The 26,601-nt window shown below is 40.5% G+C and carries 24 protein-coding genes and 1 tRNA gene; 20 read left to right on the forward strand and 5 right to left on the reverse strand.

Annotated elements, in window-relative coordinates; translation table 11 throughout:
* Positions 1 to 5: 5 nt before the first annotated feature.
* The 3 genes from GRFL_RS09415 to GRFL_RS09425 form a co-directional block, all read right to left on the reverse strand.
* Positions 6 to 572, reverse strand: a complete 567-nt coding sequence (locus GRFL_RS09415) for a sugar O-acetyltransferase (RefSeq protein WP_083644376.1) — start codon at positions 570 to 572, stop codon at positions 6 to 8.
* 9 nt (positions 573 to 581) lie between these two features.
* Positions 582 to 3,410: a DNA polymerase I gene (gene polA / locus GRFL_RS09420; RefSeq protein ID WP_083644377.1), complete on the reverse strand. Its 2,829-nt coding sequence runs from the start codon at positions 3,408 to 3,410 to the stop codon at positions 582 to 584.
* 73 nt (positions 3,411 to 3,483) lie between these two features.
* Entirely contained in the window at positions 3,484 to 4,458 is a 975-nt protein-coding gene (locus GRFL_RS09425) for a glycosylasparaginase (RefSeq protein WP_083644378.1), read from the reverse strand.
* 133 nt (positions 4,459 to 4,591) lie between these two features.
* Between GRFL_RS09425 and GRFL_RS09430 the strand changes: the two genes are divergently transcribed.
* Positions 4,592 to 5,815, forward strand: coding sequence for a metallophosphoesterase (locus GRFL_RS09430; RefSeq protein WP_083644379.1), 1,224 nt, complete (start codon positions 4,592 to 4,594; stop codon positions 5,813 to 5,815).
* Positions 5,816 to 5,889: 74 nt separating this feature from the next.
* Positions 5,890 to 6,186 (forward strand): thioredoxin family protein, encoded by a 297-nt coding sequence (locus GRFL_RS09435; RefSeq protein ID WP_083644380.1) that lies wholly within the window; start codon positions 5,890 to 5,892, stop codon positions 6,184 to 6,186.
* Here GRFL_RS09435 and GRFL_RS09440 read toward each other — a convergent pair.
* Together GRFL_RS09440 and GRFL_RS09445 are read right to left on the reverse strand one after the other, a co-directional pair.
* Positions 6,158 to 6,829, reverse strand: coding sequence for a polysaccharide deacetylase family protein (locus tag GRFL_RS09440; RefSeq protein WP_083644381.1), 672 nt, complete (start codon positions 6,827 to 6,829; stop codon positions 6,158 to 6,160). The two genes, GRFL_RS09435 and GRFL_RS09440, sit on opposite strands and share 29 nt — an antisense overlap.
* Positions 6,830 to 6,872: 43 nt before the next feature.
* On the reverse strand, positions 6,873 to 10,184 hold the full coding sequence (locus GRFL_RS09445) for a protein O-mannosyl-transferase family (protein ID WP_083644382.1): 3,312 nt from the start codon (positions 10,182 to 10,184) through the stop codon (positions 6,873 to 6,875).
* Positions 10,185 to 10,395: 211 nt separating this feature from the next.
* Here GRFL_RS09445 and GRFL_RS09450 point away from each other — a divergent pair.
* The 18 genes from GRFL_RS09450 (at position 10,396) to GRFL_RS09535 (ending at position 26,601) form a co-directional block, all read left to right on the forward strand.
* Positions 10,396 to 10,468: transfer RNA gene (locus GRFL_RS09450), tRNA-Gln, on the forward strand.
* Between the two features lie 121 nt (positions 10,469 to 10,589).
* A complete protein-coding gene (locus GRFL_RS09455) occupies positions 10,590 to 11,264 on the forward strand; it encodes a porin family protein (protein WP_083644383.1) in 675 nt (224 codons plus the stop codon).
* Between the two features lie 57 nt (positions 11,265 to 11,321).
* Positions 11,322 to 11,756 (forward strand): UpxY family transcription antiterminator, encoded by a 435-nt coding sequence (locus GRFL_RS09460; RefSeq protein ID WP_083644384.1) that lies wholly within the window; start codon positions 11,322 to 11,324, stop codon positions 11,754 to 11,756.
* A 45-nt stretch (positions 11,757 to 11,801) separates the two neighbouring features.
* Entirely contained in the window at positions 11,802 to 12,596 is a 795-nt protein-coding gene (cysQ, locus tag GRFL_RS09465) for a 3'(2'),5'-bisphosphate nucleotidase CysQ (RefSeq protein WP_083644385.1), read from the forward strand.
* Positions 12,597 to 12,601: 5 nt separating this feature from the next.
* Complete coding sequence (gene rfbA, locus GRFL_RS09470; protein ID WP_083644386.1) at positions 12,602 to 13,477, forward strand: glucose-1-phosphate thymidylyltransferase RfbA; 876 nt, start codon at positions 12,602 to 12,604, stop codon at positions 13,475 to 13,477.
* Complete coding sequence (rfbB, locus tag GRFL_RS09475) at positions 13,474 to 14,493, forward strand: dTDP-glucose 4,6-dehydratase (protein ID WP_083644387.1); 1,020 nt, start codon at positions 13,474 to 13,476, stop codon at positions 14,491 to 14,493. The genes rfbA and rfbB overlap by 4 nt, the downstream gene beginning before the upstream one ends.
* A gap of 299 nt (positions 14,494 to 14,792) precedes the next feature.
* Positions 14,793 to 15,791 carry a mannose-1-phosphate guanylyltransferase gene (locus GRFL_RS09480; protein ID WP_083644388.1) on the forward strand — a complete coding sequence of 333 codons (999 nt, stop codon included), beginning with the start codon at positions 14,793 to 14,795 and terminating at the stop codon, positions 15,789 to 15,791.
* A complete protein-coding gene (locus GRFL_RS09485) occupies positions 15,792 to 16,256 on the forward strand; it encodes a DUF2061 domain-containing protein (RefSeq protein ID WP_083644389.1) in 465 nt (154 codons plus the stop codon).
* Positions 16,246 to 16,845, forward strand: coding sequence for an adenylyl-sulfate kinase (gene cysC / locus GRFL_RS09490; protein ID WP_086047707.1), 600 nt, complete (start codon positions 16,246 to 16,248; stop codon positions 16,843 to 16,845). Before GRFL_RS09485 ends, cysC begins: the two co-directional genes overlap by 11 nt.
* Positions 16,845 to 17,750 carry a sulfate adenylyltransferase subunit CysD gene (cysD, locus tag GRFL_RS09495; protein ID WP_083644391.1) on the forward strand — a complete coding sequence of 302 codons (906 nt, stop codon included), beginning with the start codon at positions 16,845 to 16,847 and terminating at the stop codon, positions 17,748 to 17,750. The genes cysC and cysD overlap by 1 nt, the downstream gene beginning before the upstream one ends.
* Before the next feature lie 28 nt (positions 17,751 to 17,778).
* Complete coding sequence (locus tag GRFL_RS09500; RefSeq protein ID WP_083644392.1) at positions 17,779 to 19,035, forward strand: sulfate adenylyltransferase subunit 1; 1,257 nt, start codon at positions 17,779 to 17,781, stop codon at positions 19,033 to 19,035.
* Positions 19,036 to 19,039: 4 nt separating this feature from the next.
* On the forward strand, positions 19,040 to 20,155 hold the full coding sequence (gene gmd / locus GRFL_RS09505) for a GDP-mannose 4,6-dehydratase (protein ID WP_083644393.1): 1,116 nt from the start codon (positions 19,040 to 19,042) through the stop codon (positions 20,153 to 20,155).
* Between the two features lie 55 nt (positions 20,156 to 20,210).
* The gene (locus tag GRFL_RS09510) at positions 20,211 to 21,161 is read left to right on the forward strand and encodes a GDP-L-fucose synthase family protein (protein WP_269466420.1); all 951 of its coding nucleotides are present in this window, start codon (positions 20,211 to 20,213) and stop codon (positions 21,159 to 21,161) included.
* 41 nt (positions 21,162 to 21,202) lie between these two features.
* Positions 21,203 to 22,594, forward strand: a complete 1,392-nt coding sequence (locus tag GRFL_RS09515) for a UDP-glucose 6-dehydrogenase (RefSeq protein ID WP_083644395.1) — start codon at positions 21,203 to 21,205, stop codon at positions 22,592 to 22,594.
* The gene (locus tag GRFL_RS09520) at positions 22,591 to 23,967 is read left to right on the forward strand and encodes a lipopolysaccharide biosynthesis protein (RefSeq protein WP_083644396.1); all 1,377 of its coding nucleotides are present in this window, start codon (positions 22,591 to 22,593) and stop codon (positions 23,965 to 23,967) included. Before GRFL_RS09515 ends, GRFL_RS09520 begins: the two co-directional genes overlap by 4 nt.
* Positions 23,936 to 24,850, forward strand: coding sequence for a sulfotransferase domain-containing protein (locus GRFL_RS09525; RefSeq protein WP_083644397.1), 915 nt, complete (start codon positions 23,936 to 23,938; stop codon positions 24,848 to 24,850). Before GRFL_RS09520 ends, GRFL_RS09525 begins: the two co-directional genes overlap by 32 nt.
* Positions 24,851 to 24,876: 26 nt before the next feature.
* Positions 24,877 to 26,001 carry a hypothetical protein gene (locus GRFL_RS09530; RefSeq protein ID WP_169833973.1) on the forward strand — a complete coding sequence of 375 codons (1,125 nt, stop codon included), beginning with the start codon at positions 24,877 to 24,879 and terminating at the stop codon, positions 25,999 to 26,001.
* A gap of 6 nt (positions 26,002 to 26,007) precedes the next feature.
* Entirely contained in the window at positions 26,008 to 26,601 is a 594-nt protein-coding gene (locus GRFL_RS09535; protein ID WP_083644399.1) for an acyltransferase, read from the forward strand.

A 26,601-nucleotide genomic window follows, 5' to 3' on the forward strand; every position in this document is an offset into this window, starting at 1 on the left:
TCATCTTAGGTAATTTCCCGGTAAACTTTACAAGGATTGCCAAACGCGATCACGTTTGCCGGGATATTCCTGGTGACCACGCTTCCGGCGCCAATTACCACATTATCGCCAATCGTTACATCTGGATTGATGACCGTGTTGCCTCCAATCCATACATTATTGCCAATCTTGATAGGTTTTGCATATTCCCAAAGCTCGTTGCGTTTCTCATGGTGAATGGGGTGGCCGGCCGTATATAACTGCACATTCGGGCCAAGCATCACGTTGTCGCCTATTTTTACCGATGCGCAGTCCAGTACGGTCATGTTGTAATTAGAGTAAAAATTTCTTCCAATCTCTATATTGTAACCATAATCGCAGCGGAAGGGAGGTTCGAAATAAAAGTTTTTACCGGTTTTTCCGAGTAGCTTCTTCAGGATTTCGTTGCGTTCGCGAATTTCTGAAGGTGGTAAATTGTTAAACTGAAATAGCAGTTCCTTGGCGAATTGCCTTTCTTTAAAAAGTTCTTCGCCTTTGCGGCCAACCGCGATATAAGCTTCGCCTGCCAGCATCTTTTCTTTTTCAGTTTTCATGCGGAAATTTTAATGTGCCTCCAGCCAGTTTTGGCCAATACCAAGGTCAACTTCCAGTGGAACCGATAATTTGTAGGCGTTCTCCATTTCGGTTTTGATCATTTTCTGAACTTTTTCCAGTTCGTCCTTGTGCGCGTCGAAAACCAGTTCATCATGCACCTGAAGCAGCATTCTGGTTTTGTATTGCTCTTCTTCCAGTTTGTTGTGAATGTTGATCATCGCCAGCTTGATGATATCTGCTGCGCTACCCTGGATCGGGGCGTTTACCGCGTTTCTTTCCGCAGCACCGCGTACCACGGCATTCCTGGAATTGATGTCTTTAAGATACCGCCTTCTCCCGAGCACGGTAGAAACATACCCGTTTTCCCGGGCGAACGCTACCTGGTCGCCGATGAAATTGCTCAATTTCGGGTAGGTTTTATAATAAGTGTCGATCAGTTCCTTGGCCTCGCTGCGGGAAAGAGACGTCTGGTTGCTGAGCCCGAAGGCTGAAACCCCGTAAATGATCCCGAAATTGACTGTTTTGGCGTTGCTTCTTTGCTCGCGTGTCACCTCCTCGATAGGAACGTTAAATACTTTGGCGGCCGTGGAAGCGTGAATATCTACGCCGTCCTGAAAGGCCTTGATCATGTTTTCCTCTTCACTTAGCGCTGCGATGATCCGTAGTTCGATCTGGGAATAATCGGCAGCCAGCAGCACAAAATTTTCATCTCTTGGCACAAATGCCTTCCGAACCTGTCGCCCTCTTTCGGTTCGAATTGGGATGTTCTGAAGGTTTGGGTTGTTGGAACTCAATCTTCCGGTAGCGGCAATGGTTTGTACATAATCGGTGTGCACCCTGCCGGTAGTTTTTTCAACCTGCGACGGCAACGCGTCTACATAGGTGTTCTGTAGTTTAACCAGTCCGCGGTAATCCAGAACATCCTGGATAATTTCATGTTTATCAGCGATCGCAGATAACACATCTTCACTGGTGGAATACTGGCCGGTTTTGGTCTTTTTGGGTTTGTTGACCAGCGCCATTTTTTCAAAGAGGATGATTCCCAGTTGTTTCGGAGAGCTGATTAGAAATTCCTCGCCTGCATGCTGGTAAATATTTTTTTCCAGTTGCTGAATATCGCTGCTTAAGGCTTCGGAAAGCGATTTCAGGTACACTTCGTCCAGTTTGATGCCTTCCAGCTCCATATCTGCCAGCACCCTGACCAACGGAATTTCAATATCCTCAAATAAAGATTTGGTTTCAGCTTCTTCCAGTTCTTTGCCGAAAAAGTTCTTCAGCTGAAACGTGATGTCGGCATCTTCCACGGCGTATTCTGTTTGTTTGGAAAGCTCCACATCGCGCATCGTGCCTTGGTTTTTCCCTTTTTTACCGATCAGTTCCGTGATGGGTTGCGGGGAATAGTTCAGGTAGGTTTCAGCCAGCACGTCCATGTTATGGCGCATATCAGGATTGATCAGGTAATGCGCGATCATCGTATCAAATAAAGGTCCTTTTAATTTGACTTTGTACTTGTCGAGAACCTTAATGTCATATTTTAAATTCTGACCGATCTTCTCAATTGCTTTATTCTCAAAAAATGGCCGTAATTCCTCGATGAGCTTCTGAGCTTCCTTTTGATCTTCCGGAAACGGCAGGTAAAAGCCCTTGCCGGAATCCCATGAAAATGCGATCCCTACCAGCTCGGCTTCCAGCGGATTGATACTGGTGGTTTCTGTGTCAAAACACACGCTTTCCTGAAGCATTAATTTCTCCAGGAAAAGTTTCTTGGCAAGCCCGGTTTCGATGCTTTGATAAACGTGCGGCGTATCAGTAAGTGATTTCCTGGAATCTGTTCGTTCAATTTGCCCGCCATCCGAATCAAATAACGAAAACTGTCCTGCGCCGGCTACGGTTACAGCGGCTTTTTTTGCGGAAGGAGAGTTCGTAACCTGCGTTTGCGGCTGATCGTCCTCGCCGCTGAACAACTTGATGAACTGGTCTTTCAATCTTCGGAATTCCAGTTCGTCAAAGATCTCCTGAACTTTCTGGCCATCGGGCATCGAAAGCTCAAAATCTTCCTCGTGAAATTGCACATCACAATCGGTAAAGATGCGGGCAAGTTTTTTGGAAAGTCGGCCCAACTCCGCGTTTTCTATGACTTTCTCCTTCATTTTGCCTTTCAGTTGATCGGTATTTTCCAGGAGTCCTTCCATGCTTCCGAATTGCTTGAGGAATTTTTTGGCTGTTTTCTCGCCAACACCGGGAAGCCCGGGGATATTGTCTACCGAGTCGCCCATCATTCCGAGGAAATCGATCACCTGTTCCGGTCTTTCTACCTCAAATTTCTTCTGCACTTCGGGAATTCCCCAGATCTCGATGCCGTTACCCATTCTGGCGGGGCGGTACATAAAGATATTTTCAGAAACCAGCTGGGCAAAATCCTTATCAGGGGTCACCATAAAGACCTGGTAATTTTGTTTTTCGGCCTGTTTCGCAAGGGTCCCGATGATATCATCGGCTTCCATTCCGGCGCACTCGATCACCGGGATGTGCATGGCGCGCAGAATATCCTGTATGATCGGGATGGAAAGCTGGATGGGTTCCGGTGTTTCGTCGCGATTCGCTTTATAATCAGAAAACATCTCGGTCCTGGCCTCGCTGCCGTCCTTATCAAAACACACTGCCAGGTGATCTGGTTTTTCGCGGCGAATCACATCAAAAAGTGAATTGGTGAAGCCCATGATCGCCGAGGTGTTGAAACCTTTGGAGTTGATCCTGGGATTTTTGATAAAAGCGTAATATCCGCGGAAAATGAGAGCGTATGCGTCGAGTAAGAACAGGCGTTTTTTATCTGCCATTTCGAGATTTTAAAGTTGGAAATTCAATTCTTTCAAAACTACGAAGATTTAATTGTTCTCCGGTAGCGATTTTTTACTTAGTGTAGAATTTGCTGGGGTTGTTCGTTACTTCGTCATGCTGAAATTTGGCGTAACTGAAGCCTTCGTGGATGCAGTAAGAACCAATTTCTCCTTTTTTGTTCATCGCTACAAAAGCTACCTGGAAATCCTGGTAATTGGTGTTTTTAGCGACAATTCTGTTTACTGCTTCTTCACAGGCTTCCTGCGGAGTTTTTCCCTGGCGCATCAACTCCACGATCAGGAAAGAGCCCACGCTCTTCATGACTGCTTCCCCCATCCCGGTTGCAACTGCGCCACCAATTTCATTATCGAGGAAAAGCCCGGCGCCAATAATAGGGGAATCCCCAACCCGGCCATTCATTTTATAGGCAAGACCAGAAGTGGTGCAGGCCCCGGCAATATCACCCTTTTCGTCCATGCACAACATCCCGATGGTGTCGTGGTTTTCAATATTGATGATCGGTTTGTAATTTTTATGCTCTAACCATTCTTTCCAGGCTTTTTCAGATTCTTCAGTGAGCAATTCCTGTTTTTTGAAACCCTGCTGAATCGCAAACTGCAAAGCACCTTCCCCGGCCAGCATCACATGTGGCGTTTCTTCCATGACTTTCCGCGCTACCGAAACCGGGTGCTCAATATGGTGCAGGTACACCACCGAACCGGCATCACCGGCCGGAGACATGATACAGGCGTCAAGGGTCACGTTGCCATCGCGGTCTGGAGCACCTCCGTTCCCAACAGTTGTGTTCTTCAGGTTGGCTTCTTCCACCATGACTCCCTGTTCCACAGCATCAAGAGCACTGGATCCTGTGCTTAAAAATTCACCGGCTTTTTTTACCGCATTCTGAAAATTCCACGTAGCCACCGCTACAGGATAAGTAGTACTTTGCATAGTATTTTGTAAAAGAGATTGTGCGAGCAAGTCACCGGAAACTGAGATTCCGAGGCCGGCCACTCCCGCTGATTTTAGGAAATTTCTTCTTTTCATTGTAAAATTTAAGCTTCGATAGGTTTTCTAAATTACTAAAATTGTCACTGGCCTGGAGTTATTGCCATAAAATAACGGGAAATTAACCTTAAAAGACTGGGAATGAATTTATCTTCGCATAAAAAATTGTTTCATGCGCTGGATCATTCTCATCCTTCTGTACCTCCTTGTTGATATTTATGCTTACCAGGCCTTTAGAATCTTTACTAGAAATGGCTGGTTCGGCATTGCCTATTTTGCAGTCTCGGCCCTGGTGATCGCTAATCTTTTTTACCAGTTCAATCAGCCTGCACCATACGACGGACTGGGCGGAGGTCGCGGGTATGCTATCGGGATTTTCCTGGCATTTTTTGTTTCCAAATTGTTGGTGGCGATATTGATGCTTGGGGAAGATGTTGTGCGCGTGCCTTTTGCCGGTATTCAGAAACTTTTTGGTTCTTCGGAAAACTTCAGTCTGCCGTCCCGCAGGAAATTTTTGGGAACGCTGGCGCTGGGAATCGCAGCAATTCCTTTTGCCGGATTTTTATACGGGATGTTCCGCGGAAGATATAATTTCCGGGTGCTGAATTACACGCTGTATTTCGAAGATCTTCCAGACGCTTTTGACGGTTACCGAATCACCCAGATTAGTGATATTCACAGCGGAAGTTTTGATCATGAAGAGAAGATTCGATACGGGGTGAACCTGATCAAGGAACAGGATACCGATCTTATTGTCTTCACCGGGGATCTGGTAAATAATATTGCCGATGAAATGGAGAACTGGAAAGGCTTGTTTTCTGAAATTTCAGCAAAAGACGGTGTGTATTCCATCCTCGGGAACCATGATTATGGCGATTATCATCAGTGGTCCAGCGACCAGGCAAAAGCTGAAAATCTTCAGAAGTTAAAAGATACGCACGGGCAAATGGGCTGGAATTTACTGTTAAACGAGCATCGTTACCTGGAAAAGAACGGCCAGCGAATTGCGCTGGTAGGAGTAGAGAACTGGGGTGCCGGATTCAAGCAGGTTGGAGACCTGGCAAAGGCAGAACAGGGCGTCGCGGCGAATGATTTCAAGATTCTGTTGAGTCATGATCCTTCCCACTGGAACGAGCAGGTTAAAAATCATAATAATAAGTACCATTTAACCATGAGCGGTCATACCCACGGGATGCAGTTCGGGATTGAAATTCCTGGGTGGATCAAGTGGAGTCCCGTGAAATACCGGTACAAGCAGTGGGCGGGGATTTACGAGCACAACGGGCGGTACATCAATGTGAATCGCGGCTTCGGATTTCTGGCTTACCCGGGCAGGGTTGGAATTTGGCCGGAAGTAAGTGTGATCGAGTTGAAAAAAGGCCCGAACCCTGCATAATTAGCAGAATTTGCTATATTTGATTAAACAGGCAGCAGCTCTTCCAAACTCCTGTCTCTATAAATGGATGAAGTATGTCAAAATTTGGTGAATTAGTAGATCTGGATATTCCCGTTCTTCTCGATTTTTATACCGAATGGAATGAAGCCTCGGTGGCCATGCACCCGGTTTTACGCGACGTTGCCGCGGCAATGGGCGATAAGGCGAAAGTGATCAAGATCGATGTGGATAAGAATTCCCAGCTGGCAGAAGCTTTGCGCGTGAAAGGCCTGCCAACGCTCATGATCTACAAATCTGGTGAGATGAAATGGAGACATAGCGGCGAGCAGGACGCTAATACGCTTATTGGCCTGCTGAAAGAGCATCAGTAAGACTGCCGAACTCCCAACCTTTTTCAGCGTAATACTGCAAAATCTTCGGAAGGATTTCCTGAAGGTTTGGGAATGCTTTCTGGCTGTCATGAAAAACAATGCAGCTGCCCGCTACCGTATTCTGAACTACATTCTGGTAACATTTTTCAGCGGAAAACTGGGAATTATAATCCCCGCTGATCACGTCCCACATGACGATTTTATACCCGTTTCTCACCAAACTGGAAGCCTGGCTGTTCCTGATCTTTCCGTAGGGAGGTCTAAAAAACTTGGCTGAAATAACCTGGTTCTGATGCTGCGAATAGTCGGCCATCAGTTGCTGGGCCTTCTCTGTATTCTGAAGATATTCCGAAGTGCGCGTTTTCCACCCGTTCAGGTGATGGAAAGTATGGTTGCCAATCGCGTGGCCGGCATACAGAACCTGTTGAAATATTTCCGGATGTTTTTGCACATTATCGCCTATACAGAAAAACGTCGCGGTGGCGTCGAATTTCTTTAATTCCTGCAACACCCATGGCGTAACCTCCGGAATAGGGCCGTCATCAAAGCTCAGGTAAATGGTGTCTTTGCCTGGCAGTCTGCTAAGCCTCTTCGGGTAAAGCCATTTCAGGAGTTGTGGATATTTTGGTAGAAAAAGTGACATTCTCTAAATAGAAACAGGCCGCGTGAACGGCCTGCTTGATTGTTTATGGTTGATCAACTGAATCCATGTCCAGGGAATCTATCGGAACTGCAGTAGGAGAGCCATCAATTCCCTGCATTTCGGGAGTTTGCTCGGGAAGATTATCTTCCGTGTCAAATTGTTCGTCATCCCGGTAAAAATGGCTGAATAGCTTAATGTAGCTGTTGAATTCATCTGCTTTCCTGCGGATGGTTTCTGCATCTTCGTAACGGGCCATCATGTCCAGAAGGGCGCGATATCGTTCCATGTCGGTGATGATGTCATCCGCATAGTTATACTGCCTGTCTACTTTCCAGCCGCTATAAAACTTCAGGTTTTCCTGGTATTTTTCAGCTACTTGATCCCAAAGCTCTCGAGCTTTCTGATGTTCGTTCACTTCATAATAGCCCTTGATGAACGGTTCCAGCAAGGTGTAATATTCGAAATAATCTACCGGCATCTGTTCCATCCCCATATCCAGGATTTCCTTGGCATGAATGGTGTCACCTTCATTGATGAGGTTTTCGGTAAGCCTGGCCAGGTTGCTTCTGTAAGAAATCGAATTTTTACGGGTTTCAGGATCGTGGTAAATATCAGGCGAACTCATGTTTCCCCAATCCCATTTCTTGACGATATTATACATTTTTTCCGTATCAATTCGGCCCATGTCAAACGGATTTCTTGGATCGATCGGTGTCCTGATCGGAACCAGTTTGTATGCCATTCCGTCGAGTTCCAGGTAATCTTTCATCCACAGGTAATCGTCATCTCCAAAACTACCGCCGGTAAAATAAATTGGGCGTTCCCAGTTATTATTGGCGATAATATCGAACATGATCAGGCGGTTGATATACAACACGCGGTCATCGATGGTCACATCAATATGATCCACAATTTTATCGGCATCTTTCGGGTCTACGATCCTGTTCTTTAAAACGGTCTCTTTGTTTACCGGAATACGGATGTACTTGGATGGGAAAGTACTCAACATGCTTCCGCTTTGCATTTCCACTTTCGTTCTTGGATCGTCATTCTGGATGTAGTTCATCCACGTTTTGATCGGGATCGTATCATCTGTGACTTCCCGAAGTAAAATGGCCTCATTTTTACCATTATAAAAATCGTTGGTAAGCTGGGATGGAACTGCATCACTATCAAAGGCCTTGCGTTTCATTTGGTCGATGTACCAGTCGGTTGCCAGTAAACTGGTATTCACAATTCGAACATCGGTTCGGTATTTTTCGACCTGCTGGACATACCACAGGGCAAAGGTGTCATTGTCTCCAATGGTGAAAATAATCCCATTTTTGTCTACGGAATCGAGGTACATTTTGGCCATTGTAAAGGCGGTATCCCTTCCGGAGCGGTCGTGATCATTCCAGTTTTCCGAAGCCATCAATACCGGAACGCACAGCAGGCAAACCACCGTAATGGCCGGTGCCAGGACTTTTGCTGAGAGTTTCGACCGAAGTTTGTCAAAAATGGCATACACCCCGAAGCCGATCCACATTGCGAAAACATAAAACGATCCTACTAAAGCATAATCCCGTTCTCTTGGTTCGAATGGGCGCTCGTTCAGGTAGATCTTTAAGGCGATCCCGGTGAATAAGAAAAAGACGAGTAGTACCCAGAAGCTTTTCTGATCTCTTTTAAAATGGAAGACCAGGCCTACAAGTCCCAGTAATAATGGTAAAAAATAGTAGGTGTTTCTTGCCGGGTTATTTTTCGCATCTGAAGGGAGGTTATCCTGGGAACCCAGATGCCACTCATCGATAAATTTGATGCCGCTGAGCCAGTTGCCATGCAACACATTGTCTTTTCCCTGAATATCGTCCTGTCGACCCACAAAATTCCACATAAAATAACGCCAGTACATATAACCAATCTGATACTGGAACAGGTATTTCATGTTATCGCCGAAAGAAGGTTTCTCTACATTTATATAATCGCTAAACTGCCGAAGGAAGTTGTGGTAATCTTCCAGATCCCGTTCGCCGCGCGCAAACTGAGTCTTGAACTGGTTCACGGCCTGTATAAGCCGGTCTTCTCCCTGGTATTCGGGTTTAATGGTGAATTCCAGTGGGCCGGTGTAAGCCATATAATTTACAGCATGCTCGGTACTCCACATTCTGGGAAGAATAGCCTTATGAGTATCATCCAGGTTTTGCCGGGCATTTTTATAATCATTTACGATCACATATTTTCCCTGCTCTTCATCTTTTTCATACTTCGGTTTGCCATCGCGATACGGATTGTCTTCATCGATATTGGCATACATCTCTGTCCATTGCGGACCGTAGAAAAGATAGGTTTCCCCATATTGCTCGCGGTTGTAGTAGGCCAGTAGTTCCCGGGCATTATCAGGACTGTTCTCATTGATCACGGTTGGAGCATTGCTTCGGATGGGAAGCATGATCCAGCTTGAGAAACCAATTAAGACGAACAGTATACACAGTAATAAAGTATTGTATTGATACAGATTCTTTTTTCGGGTGTAATTAATTCCGAAGTAAAAGATGGCCACGATCACCAAAAAGGCAATGATTGTTCCGGTATTGAAAGGCATTCCCAGGCTGTTGGTAAAGAATACTTCCGAAGCGGCGAAAAAAGTAAGTGTATAAGGTAAAAGGAGTTTAAAGATGAACATTAATACGGCCACTACCACGATGTTAGCAATGATGAAGTTTTTAATGGTCACTTTTTTGTAATTCTTAAAGAAATACAGGAAACCGATCGCCGGGAGCGTTAGAAGCCCCATAAAATGCACTCCGAAAGAAAGCCCGATAACCAGGGAGATCAGGATGATCCACTTGTTGCCACGCGGGGTAAACATATCGCGTTCCCAGAGCAATCCCAGGTAGAACATTAAGGACATGAGGCAGGCGGCTGAGGCGTATACTTCGGCTTCCACGGCATTGAACCAGAAACTGTCAGTAAACGTAAAGGCGAGTGAGCCCACCATAGCACTTCCCAAAACAGCTATTTTTTTACCGGGAGTAAGTGTTTCGGCGGGGCCTGCAATTTTCCGGACTAACAGGCTGATCGACCAGAACATGAACAGGATGGCAAAAGCACTGGCTAGGCCGCTCATGAAATTGATCATATGGGCGACATCTGCATTACTGGGTGCAAAGGTGGAGAAAAATGCTCCGAGCATCTGGTAGAGCGGTGCTCCGGGTGGGTGACCTACTTCCAGGTTGGCCGATGTGGCGATGTATTCGCCGGCATCCCAAAAGCTGGCGGTAGGTTCAAGCGTTAAGGTATAGGTTGTCAAAGCGACCAAAAATACCAGCCATCCCAGTATTTTGTTCCACTTGCTAAAGTTAATGTCGGTCATAGATTTTAGAATCTTCCAGTAAAGTGGCGAATTTAATAATAAAATGCTGAATGCCTTATGAACGGACTGGAAAAGGATTTATTTTAAAAGTAGCTGGAAATGAGGAGGAGGGGAATTCAGGAGTTGAAATAGGTGATTTTTTTCAGAAAAAAAATTGAAAAAGTTTGTGTGAAATAAACTTTGTATTAAATTTGCATCCGCATTTAAGCATTGGCCCATGGTGTAACTGGCAACACGTCTGGTTTTGGTCCAGAAGAGTCTAGGTTCGAGCCCTAGTGGGCCAACAAAAAACCCGAACATTTCGTTCGGGTTTTTTATTTTCCGGCAATTTGAAAAGCTAAACGCCGTTGTGGTAGTGTAGTTTTTTGAGAAATAATATCTTTGTTTGAAGCCAACCACTTATCTATGAAATTACTGAAACCTTTTCAGTCCATTCTTTATTTTGTTTTTTTACTATCTTTTCTGTTCTCTGTAAAAGGATATGGCCAGGAATTCGATGCCGGTTTAAAGGCTGGTCTTAATTATAGTCTGGATACTGAAGGTGCTGAAGTTACCGGTTCCCTTGGAAATTTTACGGCGCAGTCAATGCCTGGTTTTTATGCCGGAGCTTTTGCTGAAATGAGATTCGAGAAAATCTTTCTGCGACCTGAAATTTTATACAATCACGTTAAAGGTGAATTCCAGTTCCCGAATACTACTTCTGTTTATACGATTGACAAAGTAAGCATTCCCTTATTGGTTGGATACAATATTGTAGGTCCTATTGATCTATATGCCGGGCCGTCTCTTCAATTTTTGATAAATTCAAGTTTTGAGAATGTAAACGGAGATTTTCAGCAGTACCTAAACTTTTTGGCCGGGCAGGCTGGCATCAAGTTTAATTTTAGAAAGTTTGAGATCGATTTACGCTACGATTTTACGGTGGCGAATGATGATTCCCAAACTATCAATATCAATAACACCATGTACAATGCTTTTTTCGACGACGGGCGACTAAATAATGTGATGGTCGGTATCGGGTTTAAGATATTTGACACTCAGCAGTATCGAGTTCATAGCAGCGGGAATTGCTATTTTTAGGATTAAAATTTTCAGGATATGCCATGGAGGGTTTTAAAGACGAAGCCAAGACACTAAATTAAAGTTTCAGAGCGCCTGGAAAGACTCGGGGTAGAGGTTTACTGCCCTGTGGTGAAAGAGGTTCGGCAATGGAGTGACCGGAAAAAGAAAGTAACGGTCCCGTTATTTAATTCCTATTTATTTGTCCAGGTAGAGAAAACCAATGTAAGCCTTATCTATGAAGCATCGGGAGTCCTTGGGTATTTAAATTGGCTTGGAAAACCAGCTTTAGTGAGAGATTCTGAAATACAAACCATTAAGAACTGGCTTGATAAAGAGGGAATTGATGAAGTGAAGGTGGCTCAGTTGCAGGAAGGCGATCGGCTTCAGTTGAAAAATGGACAGTTTCAGGGAAAAGAGGCGATAATCGAGGAAATCGGATCTAAAAAACTACAACTTATATTACCTGAAATGGGGTGGAAAGTAACCGCTAACATCCAGGATGTACTCTAGGCCATTTCTTCTCAGGAATGCTATCTTTGTTCTTCAATTAAAAATATGGATTTGAAAAATTTACTGCATACGGCCATCCGAGCTTCTTTGGACGCAGGAAAAAGGATCATGGAGATTTATGAAAATGAAGATTTTGAGGTCGATTTTAAGGGAGATGATTCTCCGCTGACCAAAGCTGATCTTGCTTCTCATCATATTATTATGAAATACCTGGAAAAAACCGATATCCCCGTACTTTCAGAAGAAGGGAGAGATTTGGATTTTCAGGAGCGAAAAAACTGGAACAGGCTGTGGATCGTGGATCCTATTGATGGTACCAAGGAGTTTATCAAACGCAACGGCGAATTTACGGTGAACATAGCGCTGATCGAAGATCAAAAGCCCATTCTTGGCGTAATCTATGTTCCGGCTTTGGAAACCCTGTATTACGGAGATTTGGAAAACGGAAGCTTTAAAGCTGAAAAGGTGTCTTCTGATGCTGATCTGGCAAAAATTTTTGAAATTTCGACAAAACTTCCGCTGAAAACCAACAGGGAAAAGTTTACCGTGGTAGCCAGTAAATCTCATCTTTCCGAAGAAACGGTGGAATACATTAATACACTGGAAGAAAAACATGGAACGGTGGAACGTATTTCCAAAGGAAGTTCTTTAAAACTTTGTATGGTTGCCGAAGGTGCAGCCGATCAATACCCTCGATTCGCACCCACAATGGAATGGGACACGGCCGCCGGACAGGCAATTTGTACGTTTGCCGGGAAAACGGTCTATGATCATGAAACCGGAAAAGAAATGTTGTACAATAGGGAGAATTTGTTAAATAACTGGTTCTTGGTAAAATAACAAATATGAAAGGAATTGTTCTGGCAGGCGGGTCGGGGACACGGCTTTACCCCATCACGAAAGGGGTTTCAAAGCAATTGCTGAATATCTACGACAAACCGCTGATTTATTATCCGCTATCGGTTTTAATGCTTGCCGGAATACGCGAGATCATGATTGTTTCGACTCCTGAAGATCTTCCGAATTTCAAGAAATTACTTGGCGATGGAGCAGATTGGGGCCTGCAATTCACCTATGCAGAGCATCCTAAACCGGAAGGTCTGGCTCAGGCGTTTTTAATCGCTGAAGAATGGCTAGGGAATGACGATGTGTGCCTGGTACTGGGAGACAATATTTTTTATGGAAATGGTTTTACGCCGATGTTGCAGCGAAGTATTCAGAATGTAACAAATGATCGAAAAGCTTCTATTTTTGGGTATTATGTGAACGACCCTGAACGATATGGAGTAGCCGGTTTTGATCAGGATGGAAAAGTTACCAGTATTGAAGAAAAGCCTGAAAATCCGAAAAGTAACTATGCGGTAGTGGGCTTGTATTTTTATCCTAATTCGGTTGTTGATGTTGCGAAAAATGTCAAACCCAGCAACCGGGGAGAATTAGAGATTAGTTCCATAAATGAGCATTTTTTAAAAAATAACCAGTTAAAAGTAGAATTGATGGGCCGTGGCTATGCATGGCTGGATACCGGAACTCAGGATAGTATGCTGGAAGCTTCTAATTATATTCATACCATAGAAAAGCGGCAAGGCCTAAAGATCGCGTGCCTGGAAGAAATTGCCTACGATCGGGGATTTATTGATCGTCAGAAATTTGAAGAACTAGCAAAAGCGCTTGAAAAGAGCGAATATGGCAAATACCTGTTAAAGCGACTCAAAAGATGAAAACCGAAAAAGTGATTCTGGTTACTGGTGGTGCGGGGTTTATTGGTTCCAATTTCATTCCTTTTTACCTGGAACGGCATCCGCAGACTGCAATTGTCAATCTGGACCTGCTTACCTACGCGGGAAATCTTGATAATCTGAAGGAAGTTGAAGATCATCCGAACTATCAATTCATCCATGGAGATATCAGAAACCGTGCATTAATAGAGGAATTATTTGAAAGGTATCAATTTCAGGGAGTTGTTCATTTTGCGGCCGAATCACATGTGGATAATTCCATAAAAAATCCGGGAGTTTTTATAGAAACTAACGTAAACGGAACGTATAATTTGGTTGATGTGGCTTATAGATCTTGGTTTGATGAGCCATTTCAGGTAAAAAAAGCTTTTGAAAACGCTCGTTTTCATCATATTTCCACCGATGAGGTTTACGGAAGTTTAGGCGAAACCGGAAAATTTACTGAAGAAACTCCTTACGCTCCCAATTCGCCATATTCTGCCAGCAAGGCCTCTTCAGATATGATCGTGAGGAGTTATCACCATACTTTTGGACTCAATACCATTATTGCCAATTGTTCTAATAATTATGGTCCGAATCAGCATGATGAAAAACTAATTCCAACCATTATTCGGAAAGCACTTGCCGGTGAGGAAATTCCTATTTATGGCGACGGAAAAAATATCAGGGACTGGTTATACGTCCTGGATCATTGCGAGGCCATTGACAGTGTTTTTAATTATGGTAACGCCGGGGAAACCTATAATGTCGGCGGAGATTGTGAAAAGTCGAATATAGAATTGGCGCATTTGATATGTTCTCTTTTAGATGAACTAAAACCGAAGAAAGATGGGTCGTACAGCGATCAAATCAGTTTTGTTAAAGATCGAGCTGGCCACGACAGGAGGTATGCAATAGACAGTTCTAAAATCAAAAAGCAGCTTCAGTGGAAGCCGAAGAAAGACTTGGAATCTACTCTTCAAAACTATTTACGTAATTGGCTGTTAATGTTTAATTAACGATTAATTTTCAGTGTTTTTCAGGGGGTGTTAGAAATCTTTTAAATATTAAATGTTTTCAGGGTACTTCTCAAACGTTTTCATAAAAAAAGTTAAAAATTTTAACAGTACTAATTTGATCAAATCTTTGTTTCAAATTAATTTTGTGGTCTGAATCAAGACCTGATCATAAACCCTACTTATGTCTCTTCTCTTACCGATCCAGGAAAGAGTTTTCCTTCAGGTTTTTATAAAATTTTCTACGGGAGTTCGGTTTTTGGGACTCACGGCGGCGAAGCCGTTTTTAATTTTCAAATCTCATGTCAAGATTTATTCATGTTTTATTAACGGGAGGTGTTGGTAGTAGGTTGTGGCCGCTTTCAAGAAAGGCCCGGCCAAAACAATATGCTGATATTTTTGGTGGAGATTCACTTTTTGAGTTAACAGTAAAACGTAATCAAGCATTAACTGATGAGCTGTGTGTGGTTGGAAATATTGAAAACGATCAGTTGTCTAAGGGTTCTCTCAGTCGTCTTGGTGTAGTAACTAATCATCATATTGTTGAAACCACTCCTCGAAATACCGCTGCGGCAATAGCTTTTGCAGCTTTTTCTGTGGAAAAGGATGATATGCTTCTTATAACTCCTTCTGATCATATTATTGCTGAAGGACCTCAATATGATTTGGCAATTGAAAAGGCCAAAGAACTAGCAAAGAAGGGTTCTATAGTTACATTTGGAATTCAGCCCACCAAACCTGAAACAGGATACGGTTACATAGAGTACAATGGAACTGAGGTAAAATCTTTTCGGGAAAAGCCTAATAAAGAAACAGCTCAGGATTTTATAAGGTCTGGCAACTTTCTTTGGAATAGCGGAATGTTTTGTTTTAAAGCTGGGGTCTTTCTGGAAGAATTAAAAAAGTTTGAACCTGATGTTTATGATCAATCCAGAAATGTTTTAGAGAACACTGAAAGCGATTTTCTTGACCTGGATCTTTCTATGAAAATACCTTCCATTAGTGTAGATTATGCCGTTATGGAAAGAAGTGATAAAATCAAGGTGGTGCCTTCTTCCTTCAAATGGAGTGACATGGGGAGCTTTGAGTCAGTTTATGAATACCTGCAATCCCAGGGACACCCGGTTGATGAAAATGGGAATATGAGTATAGGCTGCAATAAGTTTACATCATTTGTTGGTCTTAAAAACAGTATTTTTGTAGCTACCGAAGATGCAAATCTGATACTTCAAAAAGAAGATTCTCAGGAAGTTAAGGTGGTGTATAAAAACTTGGAAAAGGAATACTCGGACTTGACATAAATGCCAAAGTCCTATAAGCGTCATATAGCCAAATCCATTACTTGGAGAATCGTTGGAACCATCGATACCATAGTTTTGTCCTGGATTGTGACGGGAAGCCCGGTAACAGGTTTAAAAATTGGTTTCTCCGAGGTTGCCACAAAAATGGTTTTGTATTATTTACACGAGCGGATTTGGTTCAATATTAAAGCCGGGGTTACCAAAAATGGTGATAGTAGAAAGAGGCATCTCGCTAAAACTGTAACCTGGCGGGTCATAGGAACAATGGATACAATGGTTCTGGCCTGGATCATTTCTGGGAATCCGCTTACAGGGTTGAAGATCGGTGGAATCGAACTGGTAACGAAAATGGCGCTTTATTATTTACATGAACGGGCCTGGTATAAGTTCGATTACGGATTGCAACAACGACGAAAGAAGGAGCTGAAGGAAAAAAAAGCTTTACAATATACTGATGAATTATAATATCGTTCCTCATACTTTTTCGGTGGATCGGGCCGGTCGTGAAAAACTGAACGGTCACAAGGCTTTAGTCGTTTGGTTTACGGGTTTGTCAGGTTCTGGTAAATCAACTATTGCTAATAGGGTTGAGCAAGCTTTATTTAAAGAAGGGATTCATACATTTTCTTTAGATGGTGATAATATTCGGAGTGGACTTAATAAAGGACTGACTTTTTCTCAGGAAGATAGAAGGGAAAATCTTCGAAGAATTGCAGAAGTAGCTAAATTATTTGTGGATTCAGGAATGGTTGTCATTGCCTCCTTTATCTCTCCGTTGAAATCTGATCGGGATTTTTTAAAGAAAATCATTGGAAAGGATCATTTTGTAGAGGTTTTTGTGAATACTTCTTTGGAGGAATGCGAAAAAAGAGATGTAAAAGGACTCTATGCAAAGGCGCGGGCAGGAGAAATAACAAATTTTACAGGAATTGATGCACCTTATGAGGTACCAGCGAAACCTGATATAAAAATAGAAACAGAAAAAGAAGAACTGCAAGCTTCCGTAGCAAAAGTTCTGAATTATTTACAAGCAAAACTGAAAATTAATCAGTAATGGGCAAGTATTATTTAAATTACCTAGACGAATTAGAATCAGAAGCGATATTCATATTACGGGAAGTATGGGCGCAATTTGAAAATCCGGTGATCCTTTTTTCAGGAGGGAAGGATTCGATATTGGTAACGCATTTGGCTAAAAAGGCCTTTTATCCGAGTAAAATCCCGTTTCCACTGATGCATGTGGATACGGGTCATAACTTTCCGGAGACCATTAAATTCAGAGATGACCTGATCAAAGAACTGGGAGCCCAGCTGATCGTAGGATCTGTTCAGGAATCGATCGACCAGGGTAGAGTTAAGGAAGAGAAAGGTAAAAATGCTACCAGAAATGCGCTTCAAATCACTACACTTTTAGATGCTATTGAATTGAACAAGGTGGATTGTGCCATTGGAGGAGGAAGACGTGATGAGGAGAAGGCTCGTGCTAAAGAGCGTTTCTTCAGCCATCGAAATGATTTTGGAGAATGGGACCCGAAAAACCAGCGTCCGGAGCTATGGAATCTGTTAAACGGAAAGCAGTTCGAAGGAGAACACTTCAGGGCTTTCCCTATTAGTAACTGGACCGAGATGGATGTATGGAACTATATCAAAAAAGAGAATATCAGTATCCCTTCCTTGTATTTTGCTCATGAACGTGAAGTGGTTTTCAGAAGTAATTCCTGGATCCCTGTTTCAGAATACCTGAAACTGGAAGAAGGTGAGAAAATAGAAAAGAAAAAGATCCGATTTAGGACTTTAGGTGATATTACTATTACCGGCGGAATCGAATCAGATGCAGATACTTTAGAAAAGATTGCGGAGGAGGTTTCGGCTATGCGCAAAACGGAAAGAGGTGATCGCTCTGATGACAAACGATCGGAAACCGCTATGGAAGACAGAAAACGTCAGGGATATTTTTAAAACACACGAAAAGCAAGTATAAAGAATCATGGAAATTAATAATAATCAATTACTACGATTTACAACCGCAGGAAGTGTGGATGATGGGAAGAGTACTCTTATCGGGAGACTATTATACGATTCCAAATCGATCTTTGAGGACCAGTTGGAATCGATCACTAGCACCAGTGAGAAGAAAGGACACGATGGAGTGGACTTGGCACTCTTCACTGATGGATTGAAAGATGAAAGAGAGCAGGGAATCACTATTGATGTAGCCTACAGATATTTTACCACACCGAAGAGAAAATTTATTATTGCTGATACCCCGGGACACATTCAGTATACCCGAAATATGGTTACCGGTGCTTCTACAGCCAATGCGGCTCTCATTCTTATTGACGCCAGGCACGGAGTAATCGAGCAAACTAAAAGACACTCATTCATAGCGTCCCTTCTGAATATTCCACATCTAATCGTATGTGTGAACAAAATGGATCTGGTTGATTTTTCAGAAGATCGATTCAATGAGATTATTTCAGAATTTGAAGAATTCTCTTCGAAACTTCTGGTAAAGGACATTCGTTTTATTCCGATTAGTGCGTTACTGGGAGATAATGTGGTGAATCGTTCAGAAAATATGCATTGGTACGGAGGTGGAACCCTGCTAAATATATTGGAAACGCTGCATATTAGTAGTGATATCAATAAGATCGACGCCAGATTCCCGGTACAAACAGTGCTAAGACCACAAAGTGCGGAGTATAGAGATTACAGAGGTTATGCCGGAAGGGTAGCTAGTGGGATCTACCGGAAAGGAGATGAAGTAGCAGTATTACCATCAGGATTTACTTCAAAGATCAAATCGATGAATGCCGGAGATAAAGAGATAGACGAAGCTTATGCTCCGATGTCTATATCGATGACTTTGGAAGATGATATTGATGTGAGCAGGGGAGATATGATTGTTAGAAAGAATAACCAGCCGGAGGGAGAGCAGGAGTTTGATGTGATGCTTTGCTGGTTGAATAATGATTCGGCACAACCAAGAGCAAAATACACGATCATGCACACCTCGAATGAGCAGCGTGCGATGATCAAAAATGTAGTTTATAAGATTGATATTAACTCCTACAACCGTAATGAGGAAGATAAAGATCTAAAAATGAATGATATTGCACGGGTGACCATTCGTACCACCCGAAGATTAATGCTCGACTCGTATCGTGATAATCGCATTACCGGAAGCATTATTTTAATAGATGAAAATACGAACGAAACCGTCGCGGCGGGGATGATTGTTTAGAATTATGAGTAAAGTAGCATTAATTACCGGGGCAACCGGACAGGATGGAGCATATTTAAGTGAGTTTCTTTTAAAGAAGGGGTATATAGTTCACGGGCTTAAAAGAAGAGCATCGCTTTTTAATACTGACAGGGTAGATCACCTGTATCAGGATCCGCATGAAGCGAATTTAAAATTCATTCTTCATTACGGTGATATGACAGACTCTACAAATTTAATTCGACTGATCCAGGAAATTCAACCAGACGAGATATATAATCTTGCTGCGATGAGTCATGTGGCAGTTTCTTTTGAAACTCCGGAATATACCGGAAATGCGGATGGATTAGGTACACTCAGGATATTGGATGCAGTTAGATTGCTGGGCCTCGAGAAGAAAACCAGAATTTACCAGGCTTCTACATCAGAACTTTACGGTAAAGTGCAGGAGGTTCCGCAATCTGAAACTACCCCATTTTATCCCAGATCTCCTTATGCTGTTGCCAAAATGTATGCCTACTGGATTACAGTTAATTACCGGGAAGCTTATGGCATGTATGCTTGCAACGGTATTCTTTTCAATCACGAATCGCCTATTAGAGGGGAAACTTTTGTAACTAGAAAAATTACTAGGGCAGCATCACGAATTGCGCTTGGGCTGCAGGATAAATTTTACCTGGGTAATCTTGATGCAAAACGTGACTGGGGGCATGCAAAAGATTACGTTCGAATGATGTGGATGATCCTGCAGGCAGATGAAGCGGAAGACTGGGTGATTGCTACCGGTAAAACTACTACCGTAAGAGATTTCGTTAAAATGGCTTTTGCAGAAACAGGAATTGAACTGGAATTTAAAGGGGAAGGTGTTGAGGAAAAGGCGTATGTTAAATCCTGCTCCAATCCGGAATATCAGCTTGAAGAGGGGAAAGAACTTCTGGCAGTAGATCCAAAATATTTCAGACCTACTGAAGTGGATCTTTTAATAGGCGACGCAACCAAAGCCAATACCAAGTTAGGTTGGACTCCGGAGTACGATCTTCCAGCTCTTGTAAAAGACATGATGCAAAGCGATCTTAAACTGATGAAAAAGGATCAGTATTTAAAAGAAGGTGGTTATCGTATTATGAATTATTTCGAATAGAAAACACACGTAATCCTGAACTTGTTTCAGCATCTTATCTGCTAGAAAATTTATGATTAATAAATCAACTAAAATATACATCGCAGGCCATAGAGGTATGGTCGGTTCGGCGATTTGGAGAAAACTGAAGGCTGAAGGTTATATAAATCTTATTGGGAGAACTTCTATAGAACTTGATCTTCGTAATCAAGCAGCTGTAAAGAAATTCTTCGAAACAGAAAAACCTGAAGTAGTCATTGATGCTGCAGCAAGAGTAGGTGGTATTCTGGCAAATAATGATTATCCATACCAGTTTTTGATGGAGAACCTTCAGATACAAAATAACCTGATCGATTTTTCTCATAAATCTGAGGTTCAAAAATTTATTTTTCTTGGGAGCTCCTGTATTTATCCAAAGCATGCGCCGCAACCTTTAAAAGAAGAATATCTTTTAACCGATAGCCTGGAACCTACGAATGAATGGTATGCCATCGCCAAAATAGCAGGCGTAAAAGCCTGTGAGGCCATAAGGGAACAGTTTGAAAAGGACTATGTTAGCTTGATGCCTACCAATCTATACGGTACTCATGATAATTTTGATCTGGAAACCTCTCATGTGTTACCAGCTATGATTAGAAAGTTTCACGAGGCAAAACGGAATGATAATGCACCAGTCGAACTATGGGGCAGTGGATCCCCAAGGCGTGAATTCCTTTTTGTAGACGACCTGGCAGACGCGGTTTGCTTCGCTTTGGAAAATAAACTTCCGGAGAATCTATATAATATTGGAACCGGAAAGGATCTGACTATCAATGATTTAGCTAATTCTATTCAAGAGATTGTTGGTCATAAAGGACAGATCATCTGGGATAGCTCAAAACCAGATGGTACTCCGCGTAAACTGATGAATGTGGATAAGATAAAAAAAGCTGGATGGGAAGCTAATACAGATCTTAAAGAAGGAATTCATATAACTTATAATTGGTTCTTAGAAAATCAGAGCAGATTTAAAGAAGTTAAATTATAAGAAATGCTTGAGGCATACCGCTTTAGGCTTATTACCAAGAAATGAAAATCAAGAATATTTGTTGCATTGGAGCAGGGTATGTTGGTGGTCCTACTATGGCGGTCATCGCGCAAAAATGTCCTGAAATAAATGTAACGGTTGTCGATATAAACGAAAAAAGAATAGCAGCCTGGAATGATGAGAATGTAGAAAACATTCCTATTTATGAGCCGGGATTATCAAAAGTAGTAGAAGAAGCTAGAGATAGAAACCTTTTCTTTTCTACAGATGTTGATAAAGCAATCGATCAGGCTGATATGATCTTTATCTCTGTTAATACGCCTACCAAAACCTACGGAATGGGAAAAGGTATGGCTGCAGATTTAAAATTTATTGAATTATGTGCTCGTCAGATAGCTAGAGTTTCCACCTCAGATAAAATTGTAATTGAAAAATCAACCCTTCCTGTAAGAACGGCAGAAGCATTAAAGAACATTCTGGAGAATACTGGTAATGGAGTAAGTTTTCAGATTCTTTCTAACCCGGAATTTTTGGCTGAAGGAACTGCTGTGGAAGATCTAATGCAGCCAGACAGGGTTTTGATCGGTGGGGATATTGATACCGAAAAAGGTAAGGAAGCTGTTCAGGCGCTTGTTGATGTTTATGCCCACTGGGTTCCAAAAGAGCAGATTCTAACGACGAATGTTTGGTCCTCGGAATTATCTAAACTGACAGCAAATGCTTTCTTGGCACAGCGTGTTTCTAGCATCAATGCGATGAGTGAGTTGTGTGAAAAAACTGGAGCTGATGTGAATGAGGTAGCGAAAGCGGTAGGGATGGACTCTAGGATTGGACCTAAGTTCCTAAAATCATCTGTTGGTTTTGGTGGATCATGTTTTCAGAAGGATATTTTAAATCTGGTTTACATTGCAAAGTCATTTGGTTTAAATGAAGTAGCTGATTATTGGGAGCAGGTGATTACTATGAATGATCATCAGAAGAAACGTTTTGCATTAAATATTGTAAGGACATTATTTAATACCGTTTCTGGAAAGAAAATTGCCTTATTAGGCTGGGCGTTTAAAAAGGATACTAACGACACCAGAGAATCTGCTGCAATCTATGTTTCAGATTATCTTTTAAATGAACAGGCTGATATTGTAATCTATGATCCAAAGGTAACTGAAGAGCAAATTTATGCTGATTTAAACTATTTGGGAACGAGATCGGAAGAAGAAAATATAGCACGAGTAACTGTTTTAAGTAATCCTTACGAAGTGTGTGAAAATGCTCATGCAATTGCTGTACTTACCGAATGGGATGAGTTTAAAGATTATGATTGGCAAAGAATTTACGATGGAATGCTCAAGCCTGCTTTTCTTTTTGATGGAAGGCAACTTTTGAACAGAAAGAAAAAAGAAGATATTGGATTTGAATTTTATGCTATAGGATGATCAAAATAGATACACTTTTTATAAAAATAAAAGGGTATGTCGATAGAGGTGGTCAAAGATCCTCTTTAGCAAAAAGAAATATTATAGGCTCATTCGGACTTAAATTTTTTGATATTGTCTTTGAGTTTGCTCTAGTGCCCTTATCCTTATCATATCTAACACAAACATCATATGGAGTTTGGCTAACAATTTATTCCTTAATAAACTGGTTTAACTTTTTTGACTTGGGTATGTCGCATGGTTACCGGAATAAAATGGCTATAGCTTTAGGGAAAGGTGACGTAGAATTAGCAAAGAGCTACACTAGCACCATTTACTTTACAATAGGATTTATAAGCACACTATTTCTGATATTGGGCTTATTTATTGTTGAAATTATAAATTGGAGGAACATTTTAAATGTTTCGAATGTGTCTGAACATGTTTTAAAAACAATAATGGATTTAATGATAATATATCTTTCCGTTAATCTCACATTTAGAGTTATATCCTCTATTTTCTTGGCTAAGCAGATGCCTGTCATGAGCGGTATGATAAATACAGCTACAAAACTATTTATTTTTATAGGCTTAGGACTTTTATTAATGTTCTCTGAAGACAGCGATCTTATTTCTTATGCTAGTTTATACCTTTTTACTCCAATATTTGTTCTGACTATTTTATCCATTTACTTTTATACCCATGAATATAGAGAATTGGTACCTTCTTGGAATAACTTTGATAAGAATTTAATTGGGGATTTACTAGGGCTGGGAGGAAAATTTTTCGTGATCCAAATCGGAATGACCATTCTTTTTATGAGCGATAATCTTATCATTTCCAAAATCTTGGGACCTGCGGAAGTAACACCTTATCAGATTGCAAATAAATATTTTGGAGTTGCTTTAATGATATTTACTATTTTAATGAGCCCTTTCTGGTCAGCAATTACGGACGCGTACATCAAAAAAGATTTAAGGTGGATTAAAAATCTAATAAAAAAATTAAATTATGGTTGGATGAGCGTTTGTATAATGGTTTTAATAATGTTTATATTTTATAATCCAGTTTTGAAGTTATGGGTTGGGAACAAAATAAACATTCCAGTTTTACTTGCATGCCAATGGGCTATTTTTGTAATTTTACAAACCCTTAATCAAATTTACACTTATTTCCTTAACGGTACTGGAAAGCTTGCTTTACAAATGTGGTCCAATTTATTCACAGTAATTTTAAATATTCCATTATCAATTTATTTTGCAAAAAATCTCGGGTTAGGATCTACCGGAGTTATTTTGGCAACGAATATATCAATTTTACTCTACGTAATTCTTCGGAAAATTCAATATCACAAAATTATCAATGGAACAGCAAAAGGTGTCTGGGCTTCATAGCAAGGAAAATACTCCTAACTTTTTGATCGTTGGAGCAGCAAAAGCTGGAACTACTTCATTAGCTAAATATTTAAATGATCATCCCGATATCTATATTCCAGATAAAAAGGAACTAAGGTTTTTTATCAGTGAACTAATTAAAGATATTTCTCCCGATGATCCGCTAAGAAAACGGATTTTTGAGCAGTCAATTTTAGATGAAAAGGAGTATTTTGAAAATTTTGAACGGGAAGAAAAAGTAAAAGGGGAAGCAAGTGTGCATTATTTATACCATCATTCTTCAGCTATTCCAAAAATAAAATCCTATTTAGGGGATGAAGTATCTATAATAATTATACTAAGAAATCCCATTAAGCGACTTAAATCCAATTATGATTTCCTGTATAATTTTCATTACAATCCTTTGAGGAAGGAATTGGCTAATGAAATTAATTATTTCACACAAAATTTTAATTCTTTCTGGTATTATAAGGAATTAGGGTTGTATTACGAGCAAGTAAAAGCTTACAAGGAAAATTTTTCTAAAGTAGAGGTCTTAATTTTTGAAGATTTTATTAAGAATCCACAATTGATAATGACGAATTTATTTCGTTTTCTTCAAGTAGAACCAATTCGGCCAAATTTTAAAGTGCACAATAAGAGTAAGAGAAATTCGAATCTTAAAAAATTACTTTTTAAACTAGGTATAGGTGAATTTTTAAATCTGATTCTCGATAGAAAATCAATATTAAAACTGAAAAATAGTTTTTCGTTTATACTGGAAACAGCAGAAGACAAAGTAGATGAGCAACTTCTTATGGAACTAAATGAATTTTATAGAGAAGATATTAAGAAGTTAGAGGCTTTATTGAAAAGAGATTTAGAAGTGTGGAAAGTGTTATAAAACCCTTTAATACAAAACGCATTTATTTGTTGTTTTTAATCTTCCCAGTCATTCAGTTGGGAATGAGTTATTATTTATCGGTTTTTTTTATTGCATTCCTTTTTTATGGTATTATTTCCTTTTATATCCCTGCTCTTCAAAAGAGATGGAATTTAATAATAATTTCGACATTTCTTTTTCTACTCAAAGTTTTTGTCGAAATCCTAAATAATGCATCAATCACCGATATTTTACTTCCATTAAGACATCTAGTTTGCTTTATTGGAATTATAATTATTTCTGAAAATTTAATAAAGGCTCATTTGCCTTTACAAAAGGTCAAACTGTTAATTGGCTGTTTTTTAATTATTCTACTTGGTGTAGTTCTTGCTCAATATTATTATTTCTCGAAAGGGATTTTCTTTGGTATTCCTATTGATCTTTTTGTAATGAATAAGGGCACTTTGGAAGGGGCTAGTAAAGCATTATATTATGGGACGAGATTTAGACCAGTGGGATTTTATGGCGAGCCGTCCTATAATTCCTGGATTGTTATTTCCCTTTTAATGATAATCCTTATTAGAGATGAGTTTACAAAGAAATTTAAATACACCTTTATTATTATTAGTTACCTAATAATAATAATCTCGCAAGCGATGTCTGGTTTCTTTGCCATAAATATAATTTTACTGACTTGGTTTATAAAAACAAATAGGGACTCTTTAATTTATATTGTTGTTTTAGTACTTATATCTATTATACTATTTGTCATAAATAAAAATTTTCAAATCTTTGAAAGATTGTACGGGATAATAGAGGGTTCGGATAGGTCTTATAATGGAAGGTTAATACAACCCTTAGAGTATATTAAAGAAATTTGGAAAAATCAAAGTTTGTTTGGAATTCCGAATTATTCAGATATAAGAGATGATATTGATAATGCAGCAATAGCACTTGTTTTAAATTACGGTATTTTGTCCATACCCATTTTTCTTGCTTTTGTAAAGTTATTCAAGCATAATTGGCTACTAATTCTTTATATTCTTCTTAGTCTAAATTTTAATGGAAGTATTTTTAGGTTTGATAAAGTGTTGGTTCTGAGTCTAGTGATTGGCCTGTCTTATTGTACATTTTCTAATTTTTTGGGGAAATCAAGAGCAAGTTTTATATGAAAATTTATGAATAAAGAACTTTTGAAAAAATACAGGTATTTTATAATATCTTTTCTTTATATACCTAGAAATTTTATTTTTTGCTTTCTTAAGTTAGGCTACTGGAACAAGTCATGGAGGTTTATTAAATTACCCTTAATTCAAAAACATTCTAAGGCAACTATTTCTCTTGGTCGGAACATAAAGTTATGTAGTAATCCAAGAAAAAACAGTATTGGGGTATTCCAAAAAGTAATTATTAAGGCTCTCAGTCCAGAATCTAAAATATATATAGGAAATAATGTTGGTATATCAGGAGCAACAATTTCTGGAAAGGAAATAAATATTGGTAATAATGTTTTGATTGGGAGTGGTGTATTAATTACTGATAGCGATGCCCATCCTATTCATCCGCAGGACCGGGATATAAATTCAAAAATTAAAACTTCACCAATAAATATTGAAGATGAAGTATTTATTGGTGCACGGTCAATTATATTAAAAGGTGTTACTATAGGGAAGGGTTCAGTTATTGGCGCAGGATCTGTGGTAACTAAATCCATTCCACCTATGGTTATTGCTGCAGGCAATCCCGCAAAAATAATTACTGAAATTCGGTAG

Source organism: Christiangramia flava JLT2011 (assembly GCF_001951155.1).
In the GTDB taxonomy this organism is placed as follows: Bacteria; Bacteroidota; Bacteroidia; order Flavobacteriales; family Flavobacteriaceae; genus Christiangramia; species Christiangramia flava.